Source organism: Sphingomonas sp. SUN039 (genome assembly GCF_024758725.1).
In the GTDB taxonomy this organism is placed as follows: Bacteria; Pseudomonadota; Alphaproteobacteria; order Sphingomonadales; family Sphingomonadaceae; genus Sphingomonas_O.
Map to the genome: position 1 here is coordinate 2,837,532 of NZ_CP096972.1, position 18,503 is coordinate 2,856,034.

Below are 18,503 nucleotides of genomic sequence, written 5' to 3' on the forward strand. Positions count from 1 at the left end.
GCGCAGGACATCTTGCGCTCGTTGGCAACGGGGAATAGTGAAAGTTGAACCATGTTTCAACTACGGAATGAAACGCGCAGGGAGCGGGGGACGAATTGATGGGTGAGCGTGGCGCAGTTGCAACAGGGGGGGCAACAGTCGGGACGGCGGCCGAAAGCGACAAGACCCCGCGTACCGAACGCGGTCGACGCACGTTGCGCGCGATCCTCGACGCTGCCGCCGCCGAATTCGGCACGCGCGGATTCCACGAGACCTCGATCGTCGGGATCACCAGCCGCGCGGGCGTCGCGCTCGGCAGTTTCTACACCTATTTCTCGTCGAAGGACGAGCTGTTCCGCGCGCTGGTCCGCGACATGAGCACGCAAGTCGGAATCGTCGGTGCCGCCGCGAGCCAGGGCGCGACCAGCGTGCTCGACGGCGAGCGCGCGGTGCTCGCCTCGTTCATCGGCTTTGCCCGCGAGCACCGCGAACTCTACCGCATCATCGACGAATCCGAATTCGTCGATCCGGCCAGCTACCGCGCGCACTATGAAAACGCCGCCTCGCGCATCGGGGCGCGCCTGAAGCAAGGCGCAACCACGGGCGAATTGCGCGACGGCATCGGCGAGGTCGAGGCCTGGGCAATCATGGGAATGAACGTGTTTCTGGGCCTGCGCTATGGCGTCATGGCCGATGGCGCCGATCTCGACGCCGTGGCGGGCGCGGCGAATGCGCTGCTCCGCGACGGGCTAGCGCGATAACAAGAACACCGCATGCTCGGCAAAGATGTTTGCCGCAGCGTTCGAGATCGCCTTGTCGTCGCGCAGGAACCATTGCGCCTCGATCCGCACGCCCCGTTCGCCAAGGAAACCGCGAAAATCGTCGATGGTCACATGATGGATATTGGGCGTGTCGTACCAGCGCGACGGCAATTGCCGGGTTACCGGCATCCGCCCGCCGAACATCAGCGCAAGCCGGATGCGCCATTGCGCGAAATTGGGGAATGACACGAAGGCGCGCTCGCCGATGCGGAGCAACTGCTCGATGACGAGGTCGGGCCGCCGCGTCGTCTGCAACGTCTGGCTGAGGATCGCATAGTCGAAACTGGCATCGGGATAATCGGCAAGGTCGGTGTCGGCGTCGCCTTGGATTACCGACAGCCCGCGTTCGAGCGCCGCCGTGACGTCGGCCCCGTCGATCTCGATCCCGCGCGCGTCGCAGCCCTTGATCCGCAGTTCCGTCATCAGCGCGCCGTCGCCGCAACCGATATCGAGCACACGCGCGCCTGCGCGGACGTGATCGGCGATGATCGCAAGGTCGGGGCGCAAGGTCATTGGGGCACCGGCGTCACGCTGGCGGCATAGGCGGGGTCGAGCCGCTCCATATAGGCACTGCCATCGGCCACCTTGCTAAACCCCAATGGCGCATAGACGCCCTGCGCGTCGCGGGTGTTGAGGTTCCAGCGGCGCAAACCCTGAAGCTGCGGATGGCCGAGCATATAGGCGACCATCGCGCGCCCGATCCCCTGCCCGCGCGCGTCCGCGGCGACGACGACGTCGGACACCCAGGCAAAGGTCGCATAGTCGGTGATCGCCCGGGCAAAGCCGCACTGCGCCCCGCCCGCGAACGCCGCGACACAAAAGCAATTGGCGACCGCCCGGTCGAAGGTCGCGCGGTCGGTTCCCGCCCCCCAATAAGTGTCCTGCAACCAGCGATAGGCGAGATCGATGTCGATCCGCGCGCGGTCATCGGTCACCTCGATCCCGCTCATACCCCCGCCTCCAGAAACCCCTTTACCACGCGGTCGAGCGCGGGGACGTCGAGGAAAAAGGCGTCATGGCCGTAAGGACTCGACAGCTCGACGAAACTGACCGGCGCGCCTGCGGCGTTCAGCGCGTGCGCGATCGATTTCGACTCCGCCGTCGGGTACAGCCAGTCGGTGTCGAAGCTGACGATGGCAAAGCGCGTCTTGCTGTCCCTGAACGCGTTCGCCAGCCGCCCGCCGAACTCCTCGGCCAGGTCGAAATAGTCGATGGCGCGGGTGATATAGAGATAGCTGTTGGCATCGAAGCGGTCGGTGAAACTCAACCCCTGGTGCCGCAGATAGCTCTCGACCTGGAAATCGGCGTCGAAGCCGAAAGTCTTGGCGTCACGCTCCTGCAAGCGCCGCCCGAACTTTTCGGTCAGCCCGGTTTCGGACAAATAGGTGATGTGCGCCGCCATGCGCGCGACCGCCAGCCCCGCCGAGGGGGAGACCCCGTCGGCATAATAATCGCCGCCGCGCCAGTTCGGATCGGCCATGATCGCCTGCCGCCCGACTTCGTGGAAGGCGATGTTCTGCGCGCTGTGCTTGGCGGTCGAGGCGATGACCAGCGCCGCGCCGACCCGTTCGGGGAAATGCGCCGCCCAGCTGAGCGCCTGCATCCCGCCCATCGACCCGCCGACGACGGCATGAAGCCGGTCGATGCCGAGGTAATCCATCAACAGGGTCTGGCTGCGCGCCATATCGCTGACGGTGATGACGGGAAACCGCATCGCAAAGGGCGCGCCGTCGGGTGCAACGGTCTGCGGTCCCGACGATCCCATGCACCCGCCGATGGCATTCGCCGCGATGACGCAAAAGCGGTCGGTATCGAGCGGCTTGCCCGGGCCGACCATGCGCGCCCACCAGCCGGGCTTGCCGGTGATGGGATGGGTGCTCGCGACATGCTGGTCGCCGGTCAGCGCATGGCAAACCAGGATCGCATTCGACGTATCGGCATTCAATTCGCCATAGGTTTCGTAACCGAGTTCGACCGGCGACAGCGTACCGCCGCCGTCGAGCGCGAGCGGCCCCGGCAATGTCACGCGGCGGTTGAGGCCGAAACGGTCGTCCATACCGGCGCGGCTAGGGGGCAAGCCTTGCCAGCGCAAGCATCAAGCGGCTAGCGCGCCCGGATGCTACCGTTCGAACGCGTCTCTATCATTGGCCTCGGCCTGATCGGTTCCTCGGTCGCGCGTGCGGTGCGTGATGCAATGCCGACAGTGCGGCTGACCGGCCATGATGCCGACGTGGGTGTGCGCGAAACGGTTCGTGCGCTGAAGTTGTGCGACGATGTCGCCGATACGCCGGGTGCGGCGGTGACCGATGCAGACCTCGTCATCCTGTGCGTCCCCGTCGGTGTGATGGGCGACGTCGCGGCGTCGCTGGTCGCCGATATACCCGCCGACGCCATCGTCAGCGATGTCGGCTCATCGAAGGCAGGCGTGGCCGAGGCGCTGGCGAAAGCACTGCCAGACAACGTCATTGTCCCCGCCCATCCCGTCGCGGGGACCGAGCGCAGCGGGCCGGAGGCAGGCTTTGCCGCGCTGTTCCACCAGCGCTGGTGCATCCTGACCCCCGCCCCCGGCACGCCCGACGCGGCGGTGGCGCGGGTCTCGACGTTCTGGGAGCGGCTCGGCTCGAACGTCGAGATCATGGACCCCGCACACCATGATCTGGTGCTCGCGATCACCAGCCATTTGCCGCATCTCATCGCCTATACCATCGTTGGGACCGCGTCGGACCTCGAAAGCGTCACCCAGTCCGAAGTCATCAAATATTCGGCCGGCGGCTTCCGCGATTTCACCCGCATTGCCGCCTCCGACCCCGTCATGTGGCGCGACGTGTTCCTGACCAACAAGGATGCCGTCCTCGAGATGCTCCAGCGGTTCAGCGAAGACCTGACCGCGCTCCAGCGTGCGATCCGCTGGGGCGACGGCGATGCGCTGTTCGAGCTGTTCACCCGCACCCGCGCGGTGCGGCGCTCGATCATCGAACAGGGACAGGACGATGCGCGGCCCGATTTCGGGCGCAGCGACCACTAAGCATCAAAATATTGCTGGTCGGTTCAAGTGCAAGGGACTGTCCCCTCTTGGGGACTGTCCCTCCTCACCTTGGCGGGGGACGGTCCCCGGGTGCCAAACGCAAAGATCACAGGTTCAGCGCGTTGATCGCGGCGTGGATGCGGGCCTCCACCTCTTCGCGTGGCAACCCCGTCGGAATCGTCTCGCCGACCCGGAAGGTCACAACGCCCGCGTGCTTCACGAATCCGCGCCGCGACCAGAGCCGCCCGCTATCGAGCGCGACCGGCACGACCGGCAGGTCGAGCGCCTTGTAAAGGCCTGCAACGCCGGGACGCAGCGGGGCGGGCTCGCCGTGCGGCACCCGCGTCCCTTCGGGAAAAATGATGACAGGGCGGGCTTCGGCAACCGCCTCGCGCCCGGCCTTCAACATCCGGCGTAGCGCGGTCGCGCCGGTTTCGCGCGCCACCGGGATCACGCCGTGCGCGACCGCCGCCGGTCCCCAGAGCGGGATGCGGAGCAGTTCGGCCTTGAATACCACGGCGGGCCGGTCGAACAGGCGCAGGATCTCGGTCGTCTCCAGCATCGCTTCATGCTTGAGCGCAACGATCGCCCCGGTTTGCGGCAGCGCGCCCTCTACTACCACGCGGATGCCGAGCAGCCAGCGCATGCACCAGTAATGGAACTGCGCCCAGCCGCGCGGCGCGAAATAGATCGTCGGGCGACCGAACGGAATGCTGGCGAACGCCGCAACGGTGAACACCACGCTGCCGAGATAGAAAACGACGGTATAGACGACCGACCGGACCAGACTCACCATCCCGCCAGCACCGCGACCCGCCGCAACAGATACTTATTATATTCGCGCATCAGCACGCCGAACCCGGCCTCGCTGTCGACCGCATCGTCGATCACGCGGATGTCGGCGGGCAGCACCCGGTCGAGTTCGAACCGCGCCCGCGCCATGTGCCAGTCGGTTGTCACCAGGCGGACGCTTTTGGCTTTGCGTCCGGCAAGCCATGCCGCCGTTTCCTCGGCGTTCGAGCGGGTGTCGCTCGCCTCGCGGCCCAGATCGACGCAACAATCGAACAGGTGCGGATCGAGATGGTTTTCGGCAGCAATGTCGCGCGCGCGCGTCGTCGCGGCGACGCCGCTTATGAACATCCGCCTGGCCCCGCCCGCCTTCAGGATCGCCGCGCCACGCACGGTGCGCCCGACGCCGCCGGTCGGCACGACGATCACATCGGTCTTGATCGCGGCATCGGCGGCGCGCGGCAGGAAGACCGCATAAGCGACAAAGCCGAGCATCCAGCCGAGCAGCAGCAGCGCCGCGACACGGATAACGAAGCGGATCACAAAATGCGCGCCAGCGAGCGCAGCACGGTCAGCCGCGCCGCACCGATTGCCAGCGCGACGCCGGCGACCGGCAGCACCGCGATCAGCAACCAGTCGAGCCAGCCGAGCGTCCCGCTCCCGACCAGCGCCGATTCGACCGCACTGATCCGCCAGCCGATCAGGATGAGCGCAAGGATCGCCACGACAAAACCCAACGCCGCCCCCGAAATCGCGTCCTGCGCGACGCGCCGTTCGAACAGGCGCGAAATCTGGCGGTCGGTTGCCCCCATCAGATGCATGACGTCGATGGTCGCGCGGTGCTGGTCGAGCGCGGCGCGTGCGCCGAGGATCACCGCCGCCGCCGTCGCCGCCGCCGTCAGCACGACGAGCAGCACCGCCAGCCAGCGCAGGCTGTCGAGCAGCCCGCCCAATGGCCCGAGCCAGTCGGCATGGCGGTCGACCCGCGCGCCCGGTGCCAGCGCCTTCACCGTGCGCTCGATATCGGCGACGGCGGCGGGCGAGCTGTCGGTCAGGGTCGCATCGATCAGTGCCGGAACCGGCAGTTCGGCATCGAGCCGGTCGCTGCCCAGCCAGGGTGTCAGCAGGTCGCGGACTTCGGCATCGCCGATCTCGGTCACCTCGGCGACGGTCGATTGCCGCCGCAGTTCGCCCGCGACGGCAATACGCTGGCGCGCGCGGACATCGGGATTGGCTTCGACCACCTGCACGGTGATGCGTCCGGCAATCGCCCCCTGCATCGCGCCCGCCGCGTGGCTGATCGCCAGCGCCGCAGCGGCGGCCAGCACCGCGAGAAACATCATGATCGCGATCACCCAGGGCATCGGCCCCGCGAAGCGCCCCTCGGGCAGGACGCGGCGCGGCGCGCCGTCGATGGCCGGCATCATGCGCCCATCCCGCCCATCGGGCCCGGCGATAGCGGCGGATAGCGCAGGCTGCCGGTCGGGTCTGACAGCCGCCCCTTGTCGAGCAGCATCATCTGCGCCGAAGGGATGCGTCCGATGAGGTGCAGGTCGTGCGTCGCGACGACGATGGTCGTGCCCAGCCGGTTCAATCCGTCGAACAGGTGAAGCAGGCGCAAGGCCATTTCGGGATCGACATTGCCGGTCGGCTCGTCGGCGACGAGAATATCGGGCCGCGCGATCACCGCGCGCGCAATCGCCACGCGCTGCTGCTCTCCGCCCGACAGTGTCGCAGGGCGCGCCGACGCCCGGTCAGACAGCCCGACCCACGCCAGCATTTCCTCCACCGGCGCCGCAATCTCGCGCTCGTCGGTGCCCGCAAGGCGCAAGGGGAGCGCGACGTTGTCGAAAGCGGAGAGATGCGGCACCAGCCGGAAATCCTGGAACACCACCCCGATCCGCCGCCGCAGCCGGGGCAGGCGGTCGCGCGGCATCGTCACCAGATCTTCGCCGAACAGCCGGATCGCGCCGCGGCTGGGCCGCTGGGCGAGGTAGAGCAGCCGCAGCAGCGATGTCTTGCCCGCGCCCGACGGGCCGGTCAGGAAATAGAAGCTGCCGCTCGCCAGCGAGAACGACACGTCCGACAGCGTTTCGGCACCCGTGCCGTAGCGCAGGCCGACATTGTCGAACTGGACGATATTGGCCATGCGCGCCCGTCTAATAACCTTTTGCCCTCTGTGCCAATCGCATAGCCGGGGGGTTTAGGTAAAGACGGACGTCAGAGCGGCCTTGCCAGCATGGCGGCAAGGGTGCTTTACCGTCAGACACTTATGAGACGCGTACCCCGGTGATCCTGTCCTGCCCTGCCTGCCGCACGCGCTATGTCGTGCCCGACAGTGCCGTCGGGGCGACCGGGCGGCAGGTCCGCTGCGCGTCGTGCCGCCACAGCTGGTTCCAGGATCCGCCCGCATTGCCGCCGCTCGATCTGGTTGAGCGGGCCGCCACGGTGTCCGCACCCCCGGTCGCGCCGGTTGCACCTCCTGCTGTCGCACGGCCATTGCCGACACCCGATGTGGCACCGGCACCGCTTCCTGCCGCTGTGTTGCCCCCGGTCGCCGAACCCGAAGCGACGGAAGACGAGGGCTATGACGCCTATGCCCATGAGCCGCCGTTCCGGGCGCGCCGCAATCCCGCCAGGCTGTGGACGGTCTATGCGGTCGCGGTCGCGGTCGTGCTGGCGGGGCTCGGCGGCGCGGTTGCATGGTACGGCCCCGCGCGGGTGATGGCGCTGTTCGGTTTCGGCGGCGGCGAGTTCGATGTCCCGCTGCTCATCATGGCCAAGGCCGACGCGCCGCGCACCCAGGCGAGCGGTGCGGTGGTGCTCCCCGTCTCGGGCCGCGTCGTCAATCCGACCGACAGCGACCAGCCGTTGTACGACATCCTGGTCGAGATGCGCGACGGGCAGGGGCGCGTCGTCTATAGCTGGACGATCCCGCGCCCCGCCGCGACGCTCGGACCGCGCAAGTCGATCCCGTTCGATTCGGCGACGGTCAATCCGCCCAAGAACGCCATCAAGATGAAGTTCGTTTTCATCGGCGCGACCGCGAAATAATTGCCCGGAGACCGCAACGTACGGGGGCATTGCTACGCCCGCATCGCTTTGCTAGGGGGCCGCTCCTACCTGCGCCTGCCCTCACCGGCAGGGGTGCTTGACTGTGCGGTCGTGGCGGAACTGGTAGACGCGCAACGTTGAGGTCGTTGTGGCCGAAAGGCCGTGGAAGTTCGAGTCTTCTCGACCGCACCAGTTTCGCCGACATGAAATCGTCCGGGGGACGATTTCAGCCGCGAAACTCCCGAGCGAAGCGAAGGGGGCCGGGCGCGCTACAGCGAGGACCGACGACGTGGCTTCGCCACGGCGCACCCATCCAAAAGAAGAAGCCAAACCCCGGATCAAGTCCGGGGCGACGCATGGGGCCAGATGGTTTCCGCAGCCAGCTCACTTCCCCGCCGCCCGCACCGTCGCCGGTTCCGCCGCCACCGCCCCCAGATGTGCCGACGGCGCGTTCGCCCCGACGTCCGCCACCCCCGCCAGCACCGGCGACAATTTGACCGCATCCGCCGCGAGCTGCGCGATCCGGACGGTGTAGCGCCCGTAAGCCACGCGTTCGAACAGGAAGAACCCGTCGAAGTCGGTGCGGGTCTTCGCCACCACCCGGCGCTCGATGTCGAGCAGTTCGAGATCGACCCCCTCGATCGAGCCGCCGCCTGCGCGCACTAGTGTCCCATCGATATCGCCTGCCCCGACCAGCGGCAGCTCGACCACCGCGACCACGCCGGGGCGCGGGGTCACCACCATGCCGGGCAGCGACGGCTGGACCATCGGATCGGGCAGCGACCCCGAATCGATCCCGATCAGCACCGGCTGGAACGGTTCGAGTCCGTCGACCAGTGCCTCTCCCCGCGCGTCGGTCGGCTTGTCGACCGGTACGCGGCCCGCGGTCACCGCCACGTCCTTTTCCCACGGCTCGCTGAAGTCATGACGCCCGTTGGCGTTGAGATCGCGATAGACGCGCACCAGTGCGGTCCCGCGCGAGGCGAGTTTTTCGGAGGTCATGCGGATGCTGCGTCCGGCACGCGGGTCCGGCCCCAGGCTGAACGCGATGTTGAGGCCCGCCGCCACCGACCCGTCGGTCGCCGCCTCGGCGCTTGCGGTCAGCGCGAGCCGGTCGAAGCGGCGGACATAGCCCATGCCGACCCGGCCCCGTCCGAGGCCCCGGTCATAGCCGATTTCCGCGCGCCACGAGGCATTGCTGTCGTCATAGGCATCGCGCGCCTTGCCCGCCGCCCATTCGCCGACCAGCGTCGCACTGTCGAAACGGGTTTCGGGGGCGAGGCGGAAGCGCGCCTCGCCGCGCAGCCGGACCCGCCCGATCCGCGCGTTGGCGAGCAGCCCTGCCTCCATGACACCGGGCGGATCGGGGCCGAACTTGACCAGATCGTCGCGCCAGCGCAGCTCGCCGGTGAGCGAGACCCGCCCGACATTGGCCGAGACGCGCGATGTGACATCGAGCGTGTCGGTCCCCGTGGACCGCGTCGTCAGCCGCGCTGTGATACTGACCGGTATCGTCGAGCGTCCGTTACCGAACAGTTGGTCGAAGGTGATCGAATGCAGGCCCGTGACCCCGGCCTGCAGCCGGTCGGAACGGAAGCCGTTCGCCCAGATCGTCTCGATCGTGTAGCGCGTCTTCCTGATCTCGCCGATCGCCTGGGCGCGGAAGGCATAGCCGCCCGACGTTGCGGATCCCGACACTTCGAGCAATGCCGAGCCGAGCGCGCGCCGCAACGACGCCTCCACATAATTCTGGCGACCGAGGCCGTCGACGACGAGGCTGTGCGCGAACGCGGCCACCGACGTCCTGGCGTCGAGTCCGCGCTCCAGCCCGAAGGTGCCGCGCCAGCCGCCGCGCCCGAAGCTGGGACTTCGCCCGAGGTCGATCAGATCGCGGCCGTCCTCATTGATTCCCGCCCAGTAAAAGGTCTTGCGCGGCGGGATCGAGTCGAAGCCGACCGGTACGCTTTTCACCTCGCGCCGGATTTGCCCCTGCGGCCCGTAGAGCACGACCTCGAACCGGTTCTGCCCGTATTGGAGTGCCGCATCGAGAAATTCGTAGCGGCCGTCGGCGCGGTCCTGCGCGAAGGCGATGAGCTGGCCGTTGCGATAGAGTTCGGCGTCCCAGCCGCGCGGGAGTTCGCCGCGCAGGTCGATCTTGTCGAACCGGTCCGACCGTTCGACCGGGCGGTTGGTGATCATCGCCCCGCGTCCTGCGCTCGACACCGCCACCAGCGGGGTCGAAAAGCCCTGGACATCGCCCGCCGCCACGGTGGTGGCCTTGAGCGGACCCAGCAGCCCGCCCTTGGGATCGGTGCGATAGGCCTGCAGGCGCAAGGTCGAGGGCAGGCCGCTGCGGTCCGAGGACAGGCGGGCGTTGTACGCGACCGGGCCGACTTCGCCCGCCGCATAGAGTTCGTATTGCGCGTCGAGGCGGTTACCGCTGAGCCGGTCGCGCAAGCCGCCGATACTGGCAACGACATCCACGGCAGGCGGCTTTGCCCCTTTGAAGCTGATCCGCGATTGCGGGAGCTGTCCGAGATCGAAACTCGCATCGGGGCGCGCCGTCGCGGCGCGGGCGCGGCGCTCCGCCGCGGCTTCGGGCGGCAGTTTGCGGTCGGCCTTGACGACGAGCAGCGCGTTATTGGTATCGGCAGCAAAAGTCGCGCCGAACCAGCGCGACAGTGCGACGGTCGAGACGCACCAGCCCTCGGGCGTGTCGCGAATGTCGTCCGGCGCAACTTCGCGCTTGTTGTTCATGATTTGTTCTATACCGCTCGCCCGGTCGATGGTCACGATGTGACGCTCGTCGAACGCCCAGCCGGTTGCGCGGCGCGACTTTTTGTCGAGGCGGATCGGAATATCGAGCGCGATCAGCACATCGGCGAGATCGACGCAGGTGCCGGTCGGCGTTGCATAGCCGCGTACCCCGTCGCCGACACGATACGGACCGGTACGAACGTCGAAAAGCAGGGCGTCGTCGGCATTCGGCGACCAGGCAGCAGCCTGCACCGGCGCGGCGTGCGCCAGCGACGCCATGGCGGCAATTGCCGCCAGCCCCGCTCGCATCCGCCGGATCATGATCGTCGCCCCCGGCCCTGCTGCTCTAGCGCAGCACGCCCTGGGCTTCGGCGATCAGGCCGCCGGTATCATTGTCTTCGAGATACTGGACCGTGACCGGGCCGGTCAGCGTCGCCGCGAGTTCGGGCGGCAGCGGCAGCGCGACGGTGCGCGCCGACAATTCGGCATAGACCGCGATCCCGCGTGCTTCATAAACCGGCTTCGCCACCCCGGCTTTGGTCACCCGCACCCGCCCATAGACCGAGCGATCGCCGCTGCGCGACAGATCGAATGCCAGCGCGGTTTCTCCGGCGGAGCGCGCGAGGCGGATATTCGAAATGGCGGCCGTGGCCTTCAGCGCGCCCTTGCGGACGATCACCGGAATCGTGACGCCGTAGATCGGGGTCAGCGCGATCGACACGCCTTCGCGCGGGCCGTTCACGACCGGCTGGGCATCGGGCACCGCCCGGAACAGCATGTGCGCGCGATATTCGCCATCGGGCAGCTCGGGCGCGATGCGCGCGCCGACGCGGATCACCTGCGGCTGGTTGGGCGGCAGGGTGACGCGGCGCGGGGCATAGCTGACCATCGCCAGCACGGCCTTTTCCTTGGCCGATTCGGTGCCGGTGACGACTTCTTCGAGCCGCCCTTCGGGTGTCATCCGGCGCAGTTCGAGCGAGATGCGGTAGGTCGCCGGCGTGTTGCCGACATTGTTGAGGATAACCTCGGTCCCGCGGCCGCCTTCGAGCACGACCCTCGTCGGGGCAACGAGAAGGTCGCCGGCCGCGTGCGCCGGTTGCGCGAGCATCGTGGCGGCTAGGGCGAAAGCGATCGTGCGGGTCGGGATCATGAAAGACGGGTCCGGGACTATTGAGAACTGTCCAACGGCCTATCCGATTTGGGTTAAATTACCGGTAACCCTGACCGGGGCACGAAAAAGCCCGCCGCCCCCATGGGGGCGACGGGCCTTTTCCAACTACGAATCGCTTACTGGTAGTCGACCGTCGCGGTGAACGAGCCGGTGTACACACCGTCCGCCTGGCTCGCGCCGACCGCCAGCGTGCCGCCGACGTTGAAGCTGTTGGACGCAGCCAGCGTGATGAGCGCCGTCGACGACACCAGCGTCGAGGTCATCGTGTTCGCACCCGAGGTCAGCGTGACCGTCGCGGGAACCGAAACCGTCGCCACCGAACCGACAGTGCCGACCACGGTGAACGCCGCCGCCGTCGCGGTGCCGGTGCAGGTCAGGCCGACGCCGCAGGTGCGCGCACCGGCCGGGGTCACGATGACGGTCGAGGCGGCAGCGCCGGTCACGATCGTCGCATAGTCGAGATCCGACGTCTTGGTGACGGTGATCTGCTTGAGGATGCTGGCACGCGCGGTTGCCGACGCGGTCGCCGCATTGGCGGCCGAGCCGCTGAAGCCGAGAGCGGCAACGCCGACGAGCGCGAGCGCCTTGAAAGTCTTGGTCATAGTAATCTGGTCCCCCGAAAGGTGTGGTCATCACGAGTGGCGCGGAGCCCCACGCCCCGATCACACCCTGTCGCTTATGGGGGGCGTCCGTTCAGGAACGCTTTCGGCGGGTGGTTAACGGCGCTTCAATAATTTCGCCGTTCCGGAGGCATCTGAAGGCTAACAGCCTATTGATAATCCGCGACAATCGGAATGCGGCCGCGAAACTCGCCTGCCGCGCTGCCCGACACCACCAGACGTCCACCGAACGAAAAACGCAGTTCGCCCGACGCGTCGAGCATCGGGTCGGGCGGCAGGTCGGTCTTCAGATCGACGGCCTCGGCACTATTGCCGTCGGGGGCAAGAAGCCGGACGCTCGGCGGCAGGCTGACCCGGACCCGCGCGAACGGCGCGCCCGTCAGGCGCACCGTCCCCTTGATCGCGATCCCGCCGAGGTCGGCCAGCCCCGCGACACGCCGCGCGCCGGTACGCTCGTCGATGGCGATGCTGCCGCCCGCGCCGGTGCCGGCGGCACGACTGAAGTCCAGCGCGGTTTCGACCTCGATATTGAGCGGACGCACTTCTGCCTTCGTAACCGGGGCCGAATCGGGCGCGCACAACCGGCACTCGGCCGCCAGCGGCGACGCCAGCAGCAGCAACGGCAAAACAAGGAACGCGCGCGGATCCATGATCGCCCCATAAAGGCGCGCCTTTCAATGATCGGTTAACTACCCCATATTGGCCCGCGAACGCAGGTCGCGCGTTCCGCTATCCATGAGACAGTCGCTGCCGGTCCCGCCCCGCCTTACCGCCATCGCCTGTGCGACGCCCGGTCATGATATCCACACCGCCTTCATCGACTGGGCGCGGACGCGCATCCACGACCCGCGCGAAGCCGCCGTGTTCGACCGCATGGCCAAGCGGTCGGGGATAGGGCGTCGCTGGTCGGTGCTGCCGACAACCGTTGGGGGCGGATCGCCGGTCGGGCCGGACGGGTTCTATGCGGACGGCCTGATGCCGCCGACCTCGGCGCGGATGGCACTCTATGCCGAACATGCGCCCAAACTCGCGCTCGCCGCCATCGACAAGCTCGGCACGCTCGGCCGCATCACCCATATCGTCGTGGCCAGTTGCACCGGCTTTACCGCGCCCGGCCTCGACCAGGTGATCGCAGCGCGACTGGGCCTCGAACCGTCGGTCGAGCGCGTCCTGATCGGCTTCATGGGCTGTTATGCCGCTGTGACCGCCCTGAAAACCGCGCGCCATATCGTGCGGTCGGAGCCGGACGCGCGGGTGTTGGTCGTGACCGTCGAGCTGTCCACGCTGCACCTTCAGCCCGCAACGACGCTCGAACCGCTCCTCGCCATGCTCCAGTTCGGCGACGGGGCGGCGGCGGCGATTGTCGAATCGGGTGGCGCAGGGCTGGCACTCGATACCCCCTTTGCCGCGACATTGCCCGACAGTGCCGGCCTGATCGAATGGGCGATCGGCGACACCGGCTTTGCCATGCATTTGTCGGGCGAAGTGCCGGGGCGGATTGCCGAGGCGCTCGCCGTGCCCGACACGCGCGCAGCACTGACCGGCGGCGTGGACGCCGCCGCAATCGACGGATGGGCAGTCCATGCCGGGGGGCGTTCGATCCTCGACGCGGTCGAATCGGGCCTCGGCCTCGACAAGACGGCGCTGGCCGATTCGCGGGCGGTGCTCGCCGACAACGGCAATATGTCGTCATCGACGCTGATGTTCGTCCTCGAACGGCTGTTTGCACAGCGGCCGGCGCAGGGCGTCGCGCTTGCCTTCGGCCCGGGGCTTGCCGCCGAAGGGCTGCGCTTCGGCTGGACCGACTGATGCTTGAGAGCCGCGCCATCGCCGAGGAGCTGATGGATGCCGACGATCTCGATCCTGCGACCTATGCCGCCGTCGTCCACGACCTCGCCCGGGTGAATACGCTGACCCTGGCGCGGCGACCGACCTTGCGCTTCGTCCACGAGGTGCGGGGGCGCAAAGCCGCGCGACTGTTGCGTGCAGCGCAGGACCGCGCCGGACCGGGACACCGGGTGCGGATCGGGCCGGTGCCGCTCAAGATTCTCGACGTCGGCTTCGGCGACGGCGACATGCTGCGCGCGCTCGCACGCTGGGGCGCACGCGACCCTCATGTCGAGCTGACGCTTGTCGGGGTCGACCTCAATCCGCGCAGCGCGCTGGCGGCCCGCGACGCAACTCCGGCAGAGCTGAACATCGACTACCGGACGGGCGACTATGCCGACCTCGCCGGACAGGACTGGGACATCGTCCTCTCCAGCCTCGTCGCGCACCATATGACGCATGAGCAGCTGGTCGATTTCCTGCGCTTCATGGAGACCGAATCGGCCGAGGGCTGGTTCGTCAACGACCTCCACCGCCATGGTTTCGCATATCTGGGCTTTCCGCTGCTCGCCCGCCTGATGCGCTGGCACCCTATCGTGCGCCACGACGGCCAACTCTCGATCGCGCGAAGCTACCGCCCTGATGAATGGCCGCCGATCCTTGCCGAAGCAGGCATCGCGGGCGCGCGTGTCGAGCGCATTTTCCCCTTCCGGCTATGCGTCGCCAAGATCCGCTGATCCTGGGCGCTGGCCCTGCCGGGTGCGCGACGGCGATTGCGCTGGCGCGCGGCGGGGCGTCGCCACACCTGATCGAGCGCACCCGCGAAACCGGCGATGCGCTGTGCGGCGGATTCCTGAGCTGGCAGACGCTCGACCGGCTCGACCGGCTGGGCGTCGGCGGCCTCGAAGCGCACCCCATTGCCGAAGTCCGCGTCTTTCACCGGCAACAACGCGCCACCGCCCGCCTGCCCGACCTAGCCATCGGCGTCTCGCGCCACCGGCTGGACACAGTGATGCAGCGGGTTGCCATCGAGGCCGGGGCAGTCCTCGAACGCGGGATTACCGCGCGCAGCTACGCCGATGGCATCCTCAAGACCGACAGCGGCGACTTCGCGCCCGAGGCGCTTTTCCTCGCGACCGGCAAACATGACGTGCGCGGCTTCGGACGGCCCAAACCGGCGGGCGATGCGCCGATGGGCCTGCGAATCCGCCTCGCCCCGCATCCTGCGCTTCGCAAACTGCTCGAACACGCCATCGAACTGCACCTGTTCGAGGGCGGCTATGCCGGACTGTTATTGCAGGAGGACGACAGCGCCAATCTGTGCATGGCGCTCCGCAAGTCGCGCTTCGCCGAGGCCGGGGGCGATGCCGCGACGTTGCTCCGCCAGCTTGGCGACGACCACCCACAGCTTGGCGAGCGACTCGCTTTCCTGTCGGAAGCGCCCGCTGCCGATGCGATTGCTGCCGTTCCCTATGGCTGGCGCACCGATTCGACCGCGCCCGGACTCTTCCGCCTCGGCGATCAGGCCGCCGTTATCCCGTCGCTGGCGGGCGAAGGGATGGGCATTGCGCTTGCCAGCGGGGCTGCTGCCGCTGCTGCCTTTCATGCGGGCGGTGCCGATGCTGCCCCCGATTATCAGCGCCGCTTCGCCGCGCGCTCCCGACGCCCCGTCGCGGTCGCGTCGATGCTCTGGCATCAGGGCGAACGACCGGCGATGGCGCGGCTCGCGGTGCCGCTGCTGAACGCGTTCCCTGCGCTTGCCGGATTTGCCGCGCGGCTGACGCGGATCGGGGATTGAACCGATCCGCTCGGGTCGCCATTTAGGTGCCATGGAAAAGATGGACCTGCCCGAATCCGAATGGCGCAAGCGCCTGTCGCCCGAACAATATAATGTCCTGCGCGAGGGCGGCACCGAACGCGCGTTCGCGGGCATCTATAACGACAACAAGGCACCCGGCGACTATCATTGCGCGGGCTGCGGCGCGTTGCTGTTCAAAAGCGACGCCAAATACGATTCGGGATCGGGCTGGCCCAGCTTCATCAAGCCCGCCGATACCGACGCCGTCGTCGAGCACCGCGATGTCAGCCACGGCATGGTCCGTACCGAAGTCCGTTGTGCGAAATGCGACGGCCATCTCGGCCATGTCTTTCCCGACGGCCCCGCCGAAACCGGCCTGCGTTACTGCATGAACAGCGTCGCGCTCGATTTCGAGGGCCAGTGATCCGCGCAACGCGCCGACTTGTGGCACGACGGATTAGCGCGTAGCCCCCGCAGCCGATGGCCGTGCGTTCCCCTGCTCCTTCTTCCCGATCCGGCTGGTGGAAGGCCGGCTGGTGGAAGGGCTGGCCCGGTCGCGTAATCCGCATCGGGCTGGTCGGCGCGGTGGTGGGCATCGTGGCGATGATCGTCGCGGTGTCGGTCGCCTATTCGGGTCTGCCGAGCTATTCCGAGCTCAAATCCTCGCCCAACGGCCAGATGATCCGCGTCCATGCCGCCGACGGCACGGTGCTGGTGTCGATGGGGCCGAGCTTCGGCCAGTGGCTCGAATATAACCAGCTGCCGCAGACGATGAAGACCGCGATGGTCGCGGTGGAGGACCGGCGTTTCCGCCAGCATCCCGGCGTCGATCCGCTCGGCATCGTGCGGTCATTCTATGTGCGCGCGACCAAGGGGCGATTCACCCAAGGCGGCTCGACAATCACCCAGCAGCTCGCGCGCAACGTCTTCCTCACCAACGACAAGACCTGGACGCGCAAGATGCGCGAGATCGTCCTCGCGCTGGCGCTCGAGCGTAAATTCTCGAAGGACCAGATCCTCGAACTCTATCTCAATCGCGTCTATTTCGGCGGCGGCGCCTACGGGGTCGATGCCGCAAGCCGTAAATTCTTCGGTCACCCTGCCGACCGGTTGTCGCTGGGCGAGGCGGCGGTGATCGCGGGCCTCGTCAAGGCACCGTCGAACTACTCCCCTACGGCGGATGCCAAGGCGGCCGTCGGGCGCGCGGGCGTGGTGCTCGGCCTGATGCGCGAACAGGGGCTGGTCAGCGATGCCCAGATTGCCGCTGCCGCGCCCGGCAAGATCGTGTTCGCGCCCGAGGCCCAGCAGAACAGCGTGCGCTATTTCACCGACTGGGCGCTGCCGCAGCTCGACACGCTGATCGACCCGACCGGAGAGCCCATCGATGTGTGGACGACGCTCGACCTGACGATGCAGCGCGCCGCCGATGCCTCGATCGTCGCAAATACGCCGGAAGGGTCGCAAGGCGCGCTGGTCTCGCTCGACCGCGACGGCGCGGTGCGCGCGATGGTCGGCGGCAAGGACTATGTCGGCTCGATCTACAACCGCGCGACCCAGGCGGTCCGCCAGCCGGGATCGGCGTTCAAGCTGTTCGTGTATCTGGCGGCGCTCGAAGCCGGTCATACCGCCGCCGACATGGTCGTCGATCAGGAAGTCGACATCAACGGCTGGAAGCCGCGCAATTCGTCGCGCAAATTCTCGGGCGAGATCAGCCTGCGGACGGCGTTCGCCTATTCGATCAACACGGTCGCGGCGCAGCTGGGGGCAGAGGTCGGCACCTCGACGATCGCCGATATGGCGCGCCGCTTCGGCATCACCACCCCGATCAACACCCATCCCTCGATGGTGCTCGGCACGTCGGACGTCCGCCTGATCGACATGACCCGTGCGTTCGCCAGCGTCGGCGGCAACGGCATGGCGGTTTCACCTTACGGCATTACCAAGGTGACGACGGCGGGCGGCGAAGTGCTCTACGAACACCGTGCCGAGGGCAATCACGTGCTGGTCGCGCCGCAGGTCGCGGCACAGATGATCGACCTGCTGCAAACCGCGGTGAACACCGGCAGCGGCAAAGCCGCGCAGATCGGCCGGCCGGTGGCGGGCAAGACCGGCACGACCACGTCGAACAAGGACGGCTGGTTCCTCGGCTTTTCCAGCGGCCTTACCACCGGCGTGTGGATGGGCCGCGACGACAACAAGCCCGTCGCAGGGCTGCAGGGCGGCCGCAATCCCGCGCGCGCCTTCGCCCAATATATGACCGTCGCGGTCGCCAAACGTCCCGTCGAAGCCTTCCAGACCGCCGTCACCCTGCCCGAATGGCAGCTCGAACCCGATGAGGAAGCCTATTTCGGCAATGCCGACGAAGGACTGCCGCCGGGCACCGGGCTGGAGGGAACCGACCGCGACCCGATGGACCAGTCGGGCGAGGAACGCGTCGAAAGCCCCGACACCAATCCGGCGCCGCGCCTCGACCAGAAATTCATCGACGAGGCGGTCGGGAAAAGCGGGCGAGTTCCGCCCCCTGCGGCACCACCGGTGCCGCCGCGCGAGTCCCCGCCCCGCTAATTCCCAACGAGTTTGGGGACTGTCCCCTCTTGGGGACTGTCCCCCCATGCGTGAGGAGGGACAGTCCCCAAGAGGGGACAGTCCCTTGTCCTGCTGG

General features: G+C 67.7%; 19 protein-coding genes and 1 tRNA gene. 9 read left to right on the forward strand and 11 right to left on the reverse strand.

The features are described from left to right. Nucleotides 1–98: 98 nt before the first annotated feature. Nucleotides 99–740 (forward strand): TetR/AcrR family transcriptional regulator, encoded by a 642-nt coding sequence (locus M0209_RS13900; RefSeq protein ID WP_258888863.1) that lies wholly within the window; start codon nt 99–101, stop codon nt 738–740. Here the strand turns inward: M0209_RS13900 and metW are convergent. Genes metW through M0209_RS13915 form a run of 3 tightly spaced genes read right to left on the reverse strand, consistent with a single transcriptional unit; the run spans nt 729 to nt 2,856 of the window. Further along, nucleotides 729–1,313, reverse strand: coding sequence for a methionine biosynthesis protein MetW (metW, locus tag M0209_RS13905; RefSeq protein WP_258888864.1), 585 nt, complete (start codon nt 1,311–1,313; stop codon nt 729–731). The genes M0209_RS13900 and metW overlap by 12 nt on opposite strands. Continuing rightward, nucleotides 1,310–1,750, reverse strand: a complete 441-nt coding sequence (locus M0209_RS13910; protein ID WP_258888865.1) for a GNAT family N-acetyltransferase — start codon at nt 1,748–1,750, stop codon at nt 1,310–1,312. The genes metW and M0209_RS13910 overlap by 4 nt, the downstream gene beginning before the upstream one ends. After that, nucleotides 1,747–2,856 (reverse strand): homoserine O-acetyltransferase, encoded by a 1,110-nt coding sequence (locus tag M0209_RS13915; protein ID WP_258888866.1) that lies wholly within the window; start codon nt 2,854–2,856, stop codon nt 1,747–1,749. Before M0209_RS13915 ends, M0209_RS13910 begins: the two co-directional genes overlap by 4 nt. Before the next feature lie 60 nt (nt 2,857–2,916). Here M0209_RS13915 and M0209_RS13920 point away from each other — a divergent pair, with 60 nt between their 5' ends. After that, nucleotides 2,917–3,825 (forward strand): prephenate/arogenate dehydrogenase family protein, encoded by a 909-nt coding sequence (locus M0209_RS13920; RefSeq protein ID WP_258888867.1) that lies wholly within the window; start codon nt 2,917–2,919, stop codon nt 3,823–3,825. 106 nt (nt 3,826–3,931) lie between these two features. Here the strand turns inward: M0209_RS13920 and M0209_RS13925 are convergent, their stop codons facing one another. The 4 genes from M0209_RS13925 to ftsE are packed head-to-tail and all read right to left on the reverse strand — an operon-like array spanning nt 3,932 to nt 6,763. After that, a complete protein-coding gene (locus M0209_RS13925; protein WP_258888869.1) occupies nt 3,932–4,621 on the reverse strand; it encodes a 1-acyl-sn-glycerol-3-phosphate acyltransferase in 690 nt (229 codons plus the stop codon). After that, on the reverse strand, nt 4,615–5,109 hold the full coding sequence (locus M0209_RS13930) for a YdcF family protein (RefSeq protein ID WP_258889650.1): 495 nt from the start codon (nt 5,107–5,109) through the stop codon (nt 4,615–4,617). The genes M0209_RS13925 and M0209_RS13930 overlap by 7 nt, the downstream gene beginning before the upstream one ends. Before the next feature lie 44 nt (nt 5,110–5,153). Continuing rightward, nucleotides 5,154–6,041 (reverse strand): ABC transporter permease, encoded by an 888-nt coding sequence (locus tag M0209_RS13935; RefSeq protein ID WP_258888870.1) that lies wholly within the window; start codon nt 6,039–6,041, stop codon nt 5,154–5,156. Continuing rightward, the gene (gene ftsE / locus M0209_RS13940; RefSeq protein ID WP_258888871.1) at nt 6,038–6,763 is read right to left on the reverse strand and encodes a cell division ATP-binding protein FtsE; all 726 of its coding nucleotides are present in this window, start codon (nt 6,761–6,763) and stop codon (nt 6,038–6,040) included. The genes M0209_RS13935 and ftsE overlap by 4 nt, the downstream gene beginning before the upstream one ends. Nucleotides 6,764–6,903: 140 nt before the next feature. Between ftsE and M0209_RS13945 the strand changes: the two genes are divergently transcribed. Continuing rightward, nucleotides 6,904–7,668, forward strand: a complete 765-nt coding sequence (locus M0209_RS13945) for a zinc-ribbon domain-containing protein (RefSeq protein WP_258888872.1) — start codon at nt 6,904–6,906, stop codon at nt 7,666–7,668. A gap of 105 nt (nt 7,669–7,773) precedes the next feature. Next, nucleotides 7,774–7,860, forward strand: a tRNA-Leu gene (locus tag M0209_RS13950). Between the two features lie 192 nt (nt 7,861–8,052). On the opposite strand, the gene M0209_RS13955 is transcribed toward M0209_RS13950, so the two are convergent. The 4 genes from M0209_RS13955 to M0209_RS13970 all read right to left on the reverse strand — a co-directional run bounded on the left by M0209_RS13955 (nt 8,053) and on the right by M0209_RS13970 (nt 12,866). Beyond that, nucleotides 8,053–10,746 (reverse strand): carboxypeptidase-like regulatory domain-containing protein, encoded by a 2,694-nt coding sequence (locus tag M0209_RS13955; RefSeq protein ID WP_258888873.1) that lies wholly within the window; start codon nt 10,744–10,746, stop codon nt 8,053–8,055. Nucleotides 10,747–10,771: 25 nt separating this feature from the next. Further along, complete coding sequence (locus M0209_RS13960) at nt 10,772–11,575, reverse strand: molecular chaperone (protein ID WP_258888874.1); 804 nt, start codon at nt 11,573–11,575, stop codon at nt 10,772–10,774. Between the two features lie 137 nt (nt 11,576–11,712). Continuing rightward, nucleotides 11,713–12,198: a DUF4402 domain-containing protein gene (locus M0209_RS13965; RefSeq protein ID WP_258888875.1), complete on the reverse strand. Its 486-nt coding sequence runs from the start codon at nt 12,196–12,198 to the stop codon at nt 11,713–11,715. Nucleotides 12,199–12,365: 167 nt separating this feature from the next. After that, nucleotides 12,366–12,866, reverse strand: a complete 501-nt coding sequence (locus M0209_RS13970) for a DUF4402 domain-containing protein (protein WP_258888876.1) — start codon at nt 12,864–12,866, stop codon at nt 12,366–12,368. Between the two features lie 85 nt (nt 12,867–12,951). Between M0209_RS13970 and M0209_RS13975 the strand changes: the two genes are divergently transcribed. From M0209_RS13975 to M0209_RS13995, 5 genes are read left to right on the forward strand one after another with little or no spacing between them, the layout of a single operon-like run. Then, nucleotides 12,952–14,025 (forward strand): type III polyketide synthase, encoded by a 1,074-nt coding sequence (locus M0209_RS13975; RefSeq protein WP_258888877.1) that lies wholly within the window; start codon nt 12,952–12,954, stop codon nt 14,023–14,025. Then, nucleotides 14,025–14,780, forward strand: coding sequence for a methyltransferase domain-containing protein (locus M0209_RS13980; RefSeq protein WP_258888879.1), 756 nt, complete (start codon nt 14,025–14,027; stop codon nt 14,778–14,780). The genes M0209_RS13975 and M0209_RS13980 overlap by 1 nt, the downstream gene beginning before the upstream one ends. Further along, nucleotides 14,759–15,841 carry an NAD(P)/FAD-dependent oxidoreductase gene (locus M0209_RS13985; protein ID WP_258888880.1) on the forward strand — a complete coding sequence of 361 codons (1,083 nt, stop codon included), beginning with the start codon at nt 14,759–14,761 and terminating at the stop codon, nt 15,839–15,841. The genes M0209_RS13980 and M0209_RS13985 overlap by 22 nt, the downstream gene beginning before the upstream one ends. Nucleotides 15,842–15,872: 31 nt before the next feature. Beyond that, complete coding sequence (gene msrB / locus M0209_RS13990) at nt 15,873–16,265, forward strand: peptide-methionine (R)-S-oxide reductase MsrB (protein WP_258888882.1); 393 nt, start codon at nt 15,873–15,875, stop codon at nt 16,263–16,265. A gap of 56 nt (nt 16,266–16,321) precedes the next feature. Beyond that, entirely contained in the window at nt 16,322–18,406 is a 2,085-nt protein-coding gene (locus tag M0209_RS13995) for a transglycosylase domain-containing protein (RefSeq protein WP_408988206.1), read from the forward strand. Nucleotides 18,407–18,503 lie beyond the last annotated feature (97 nt).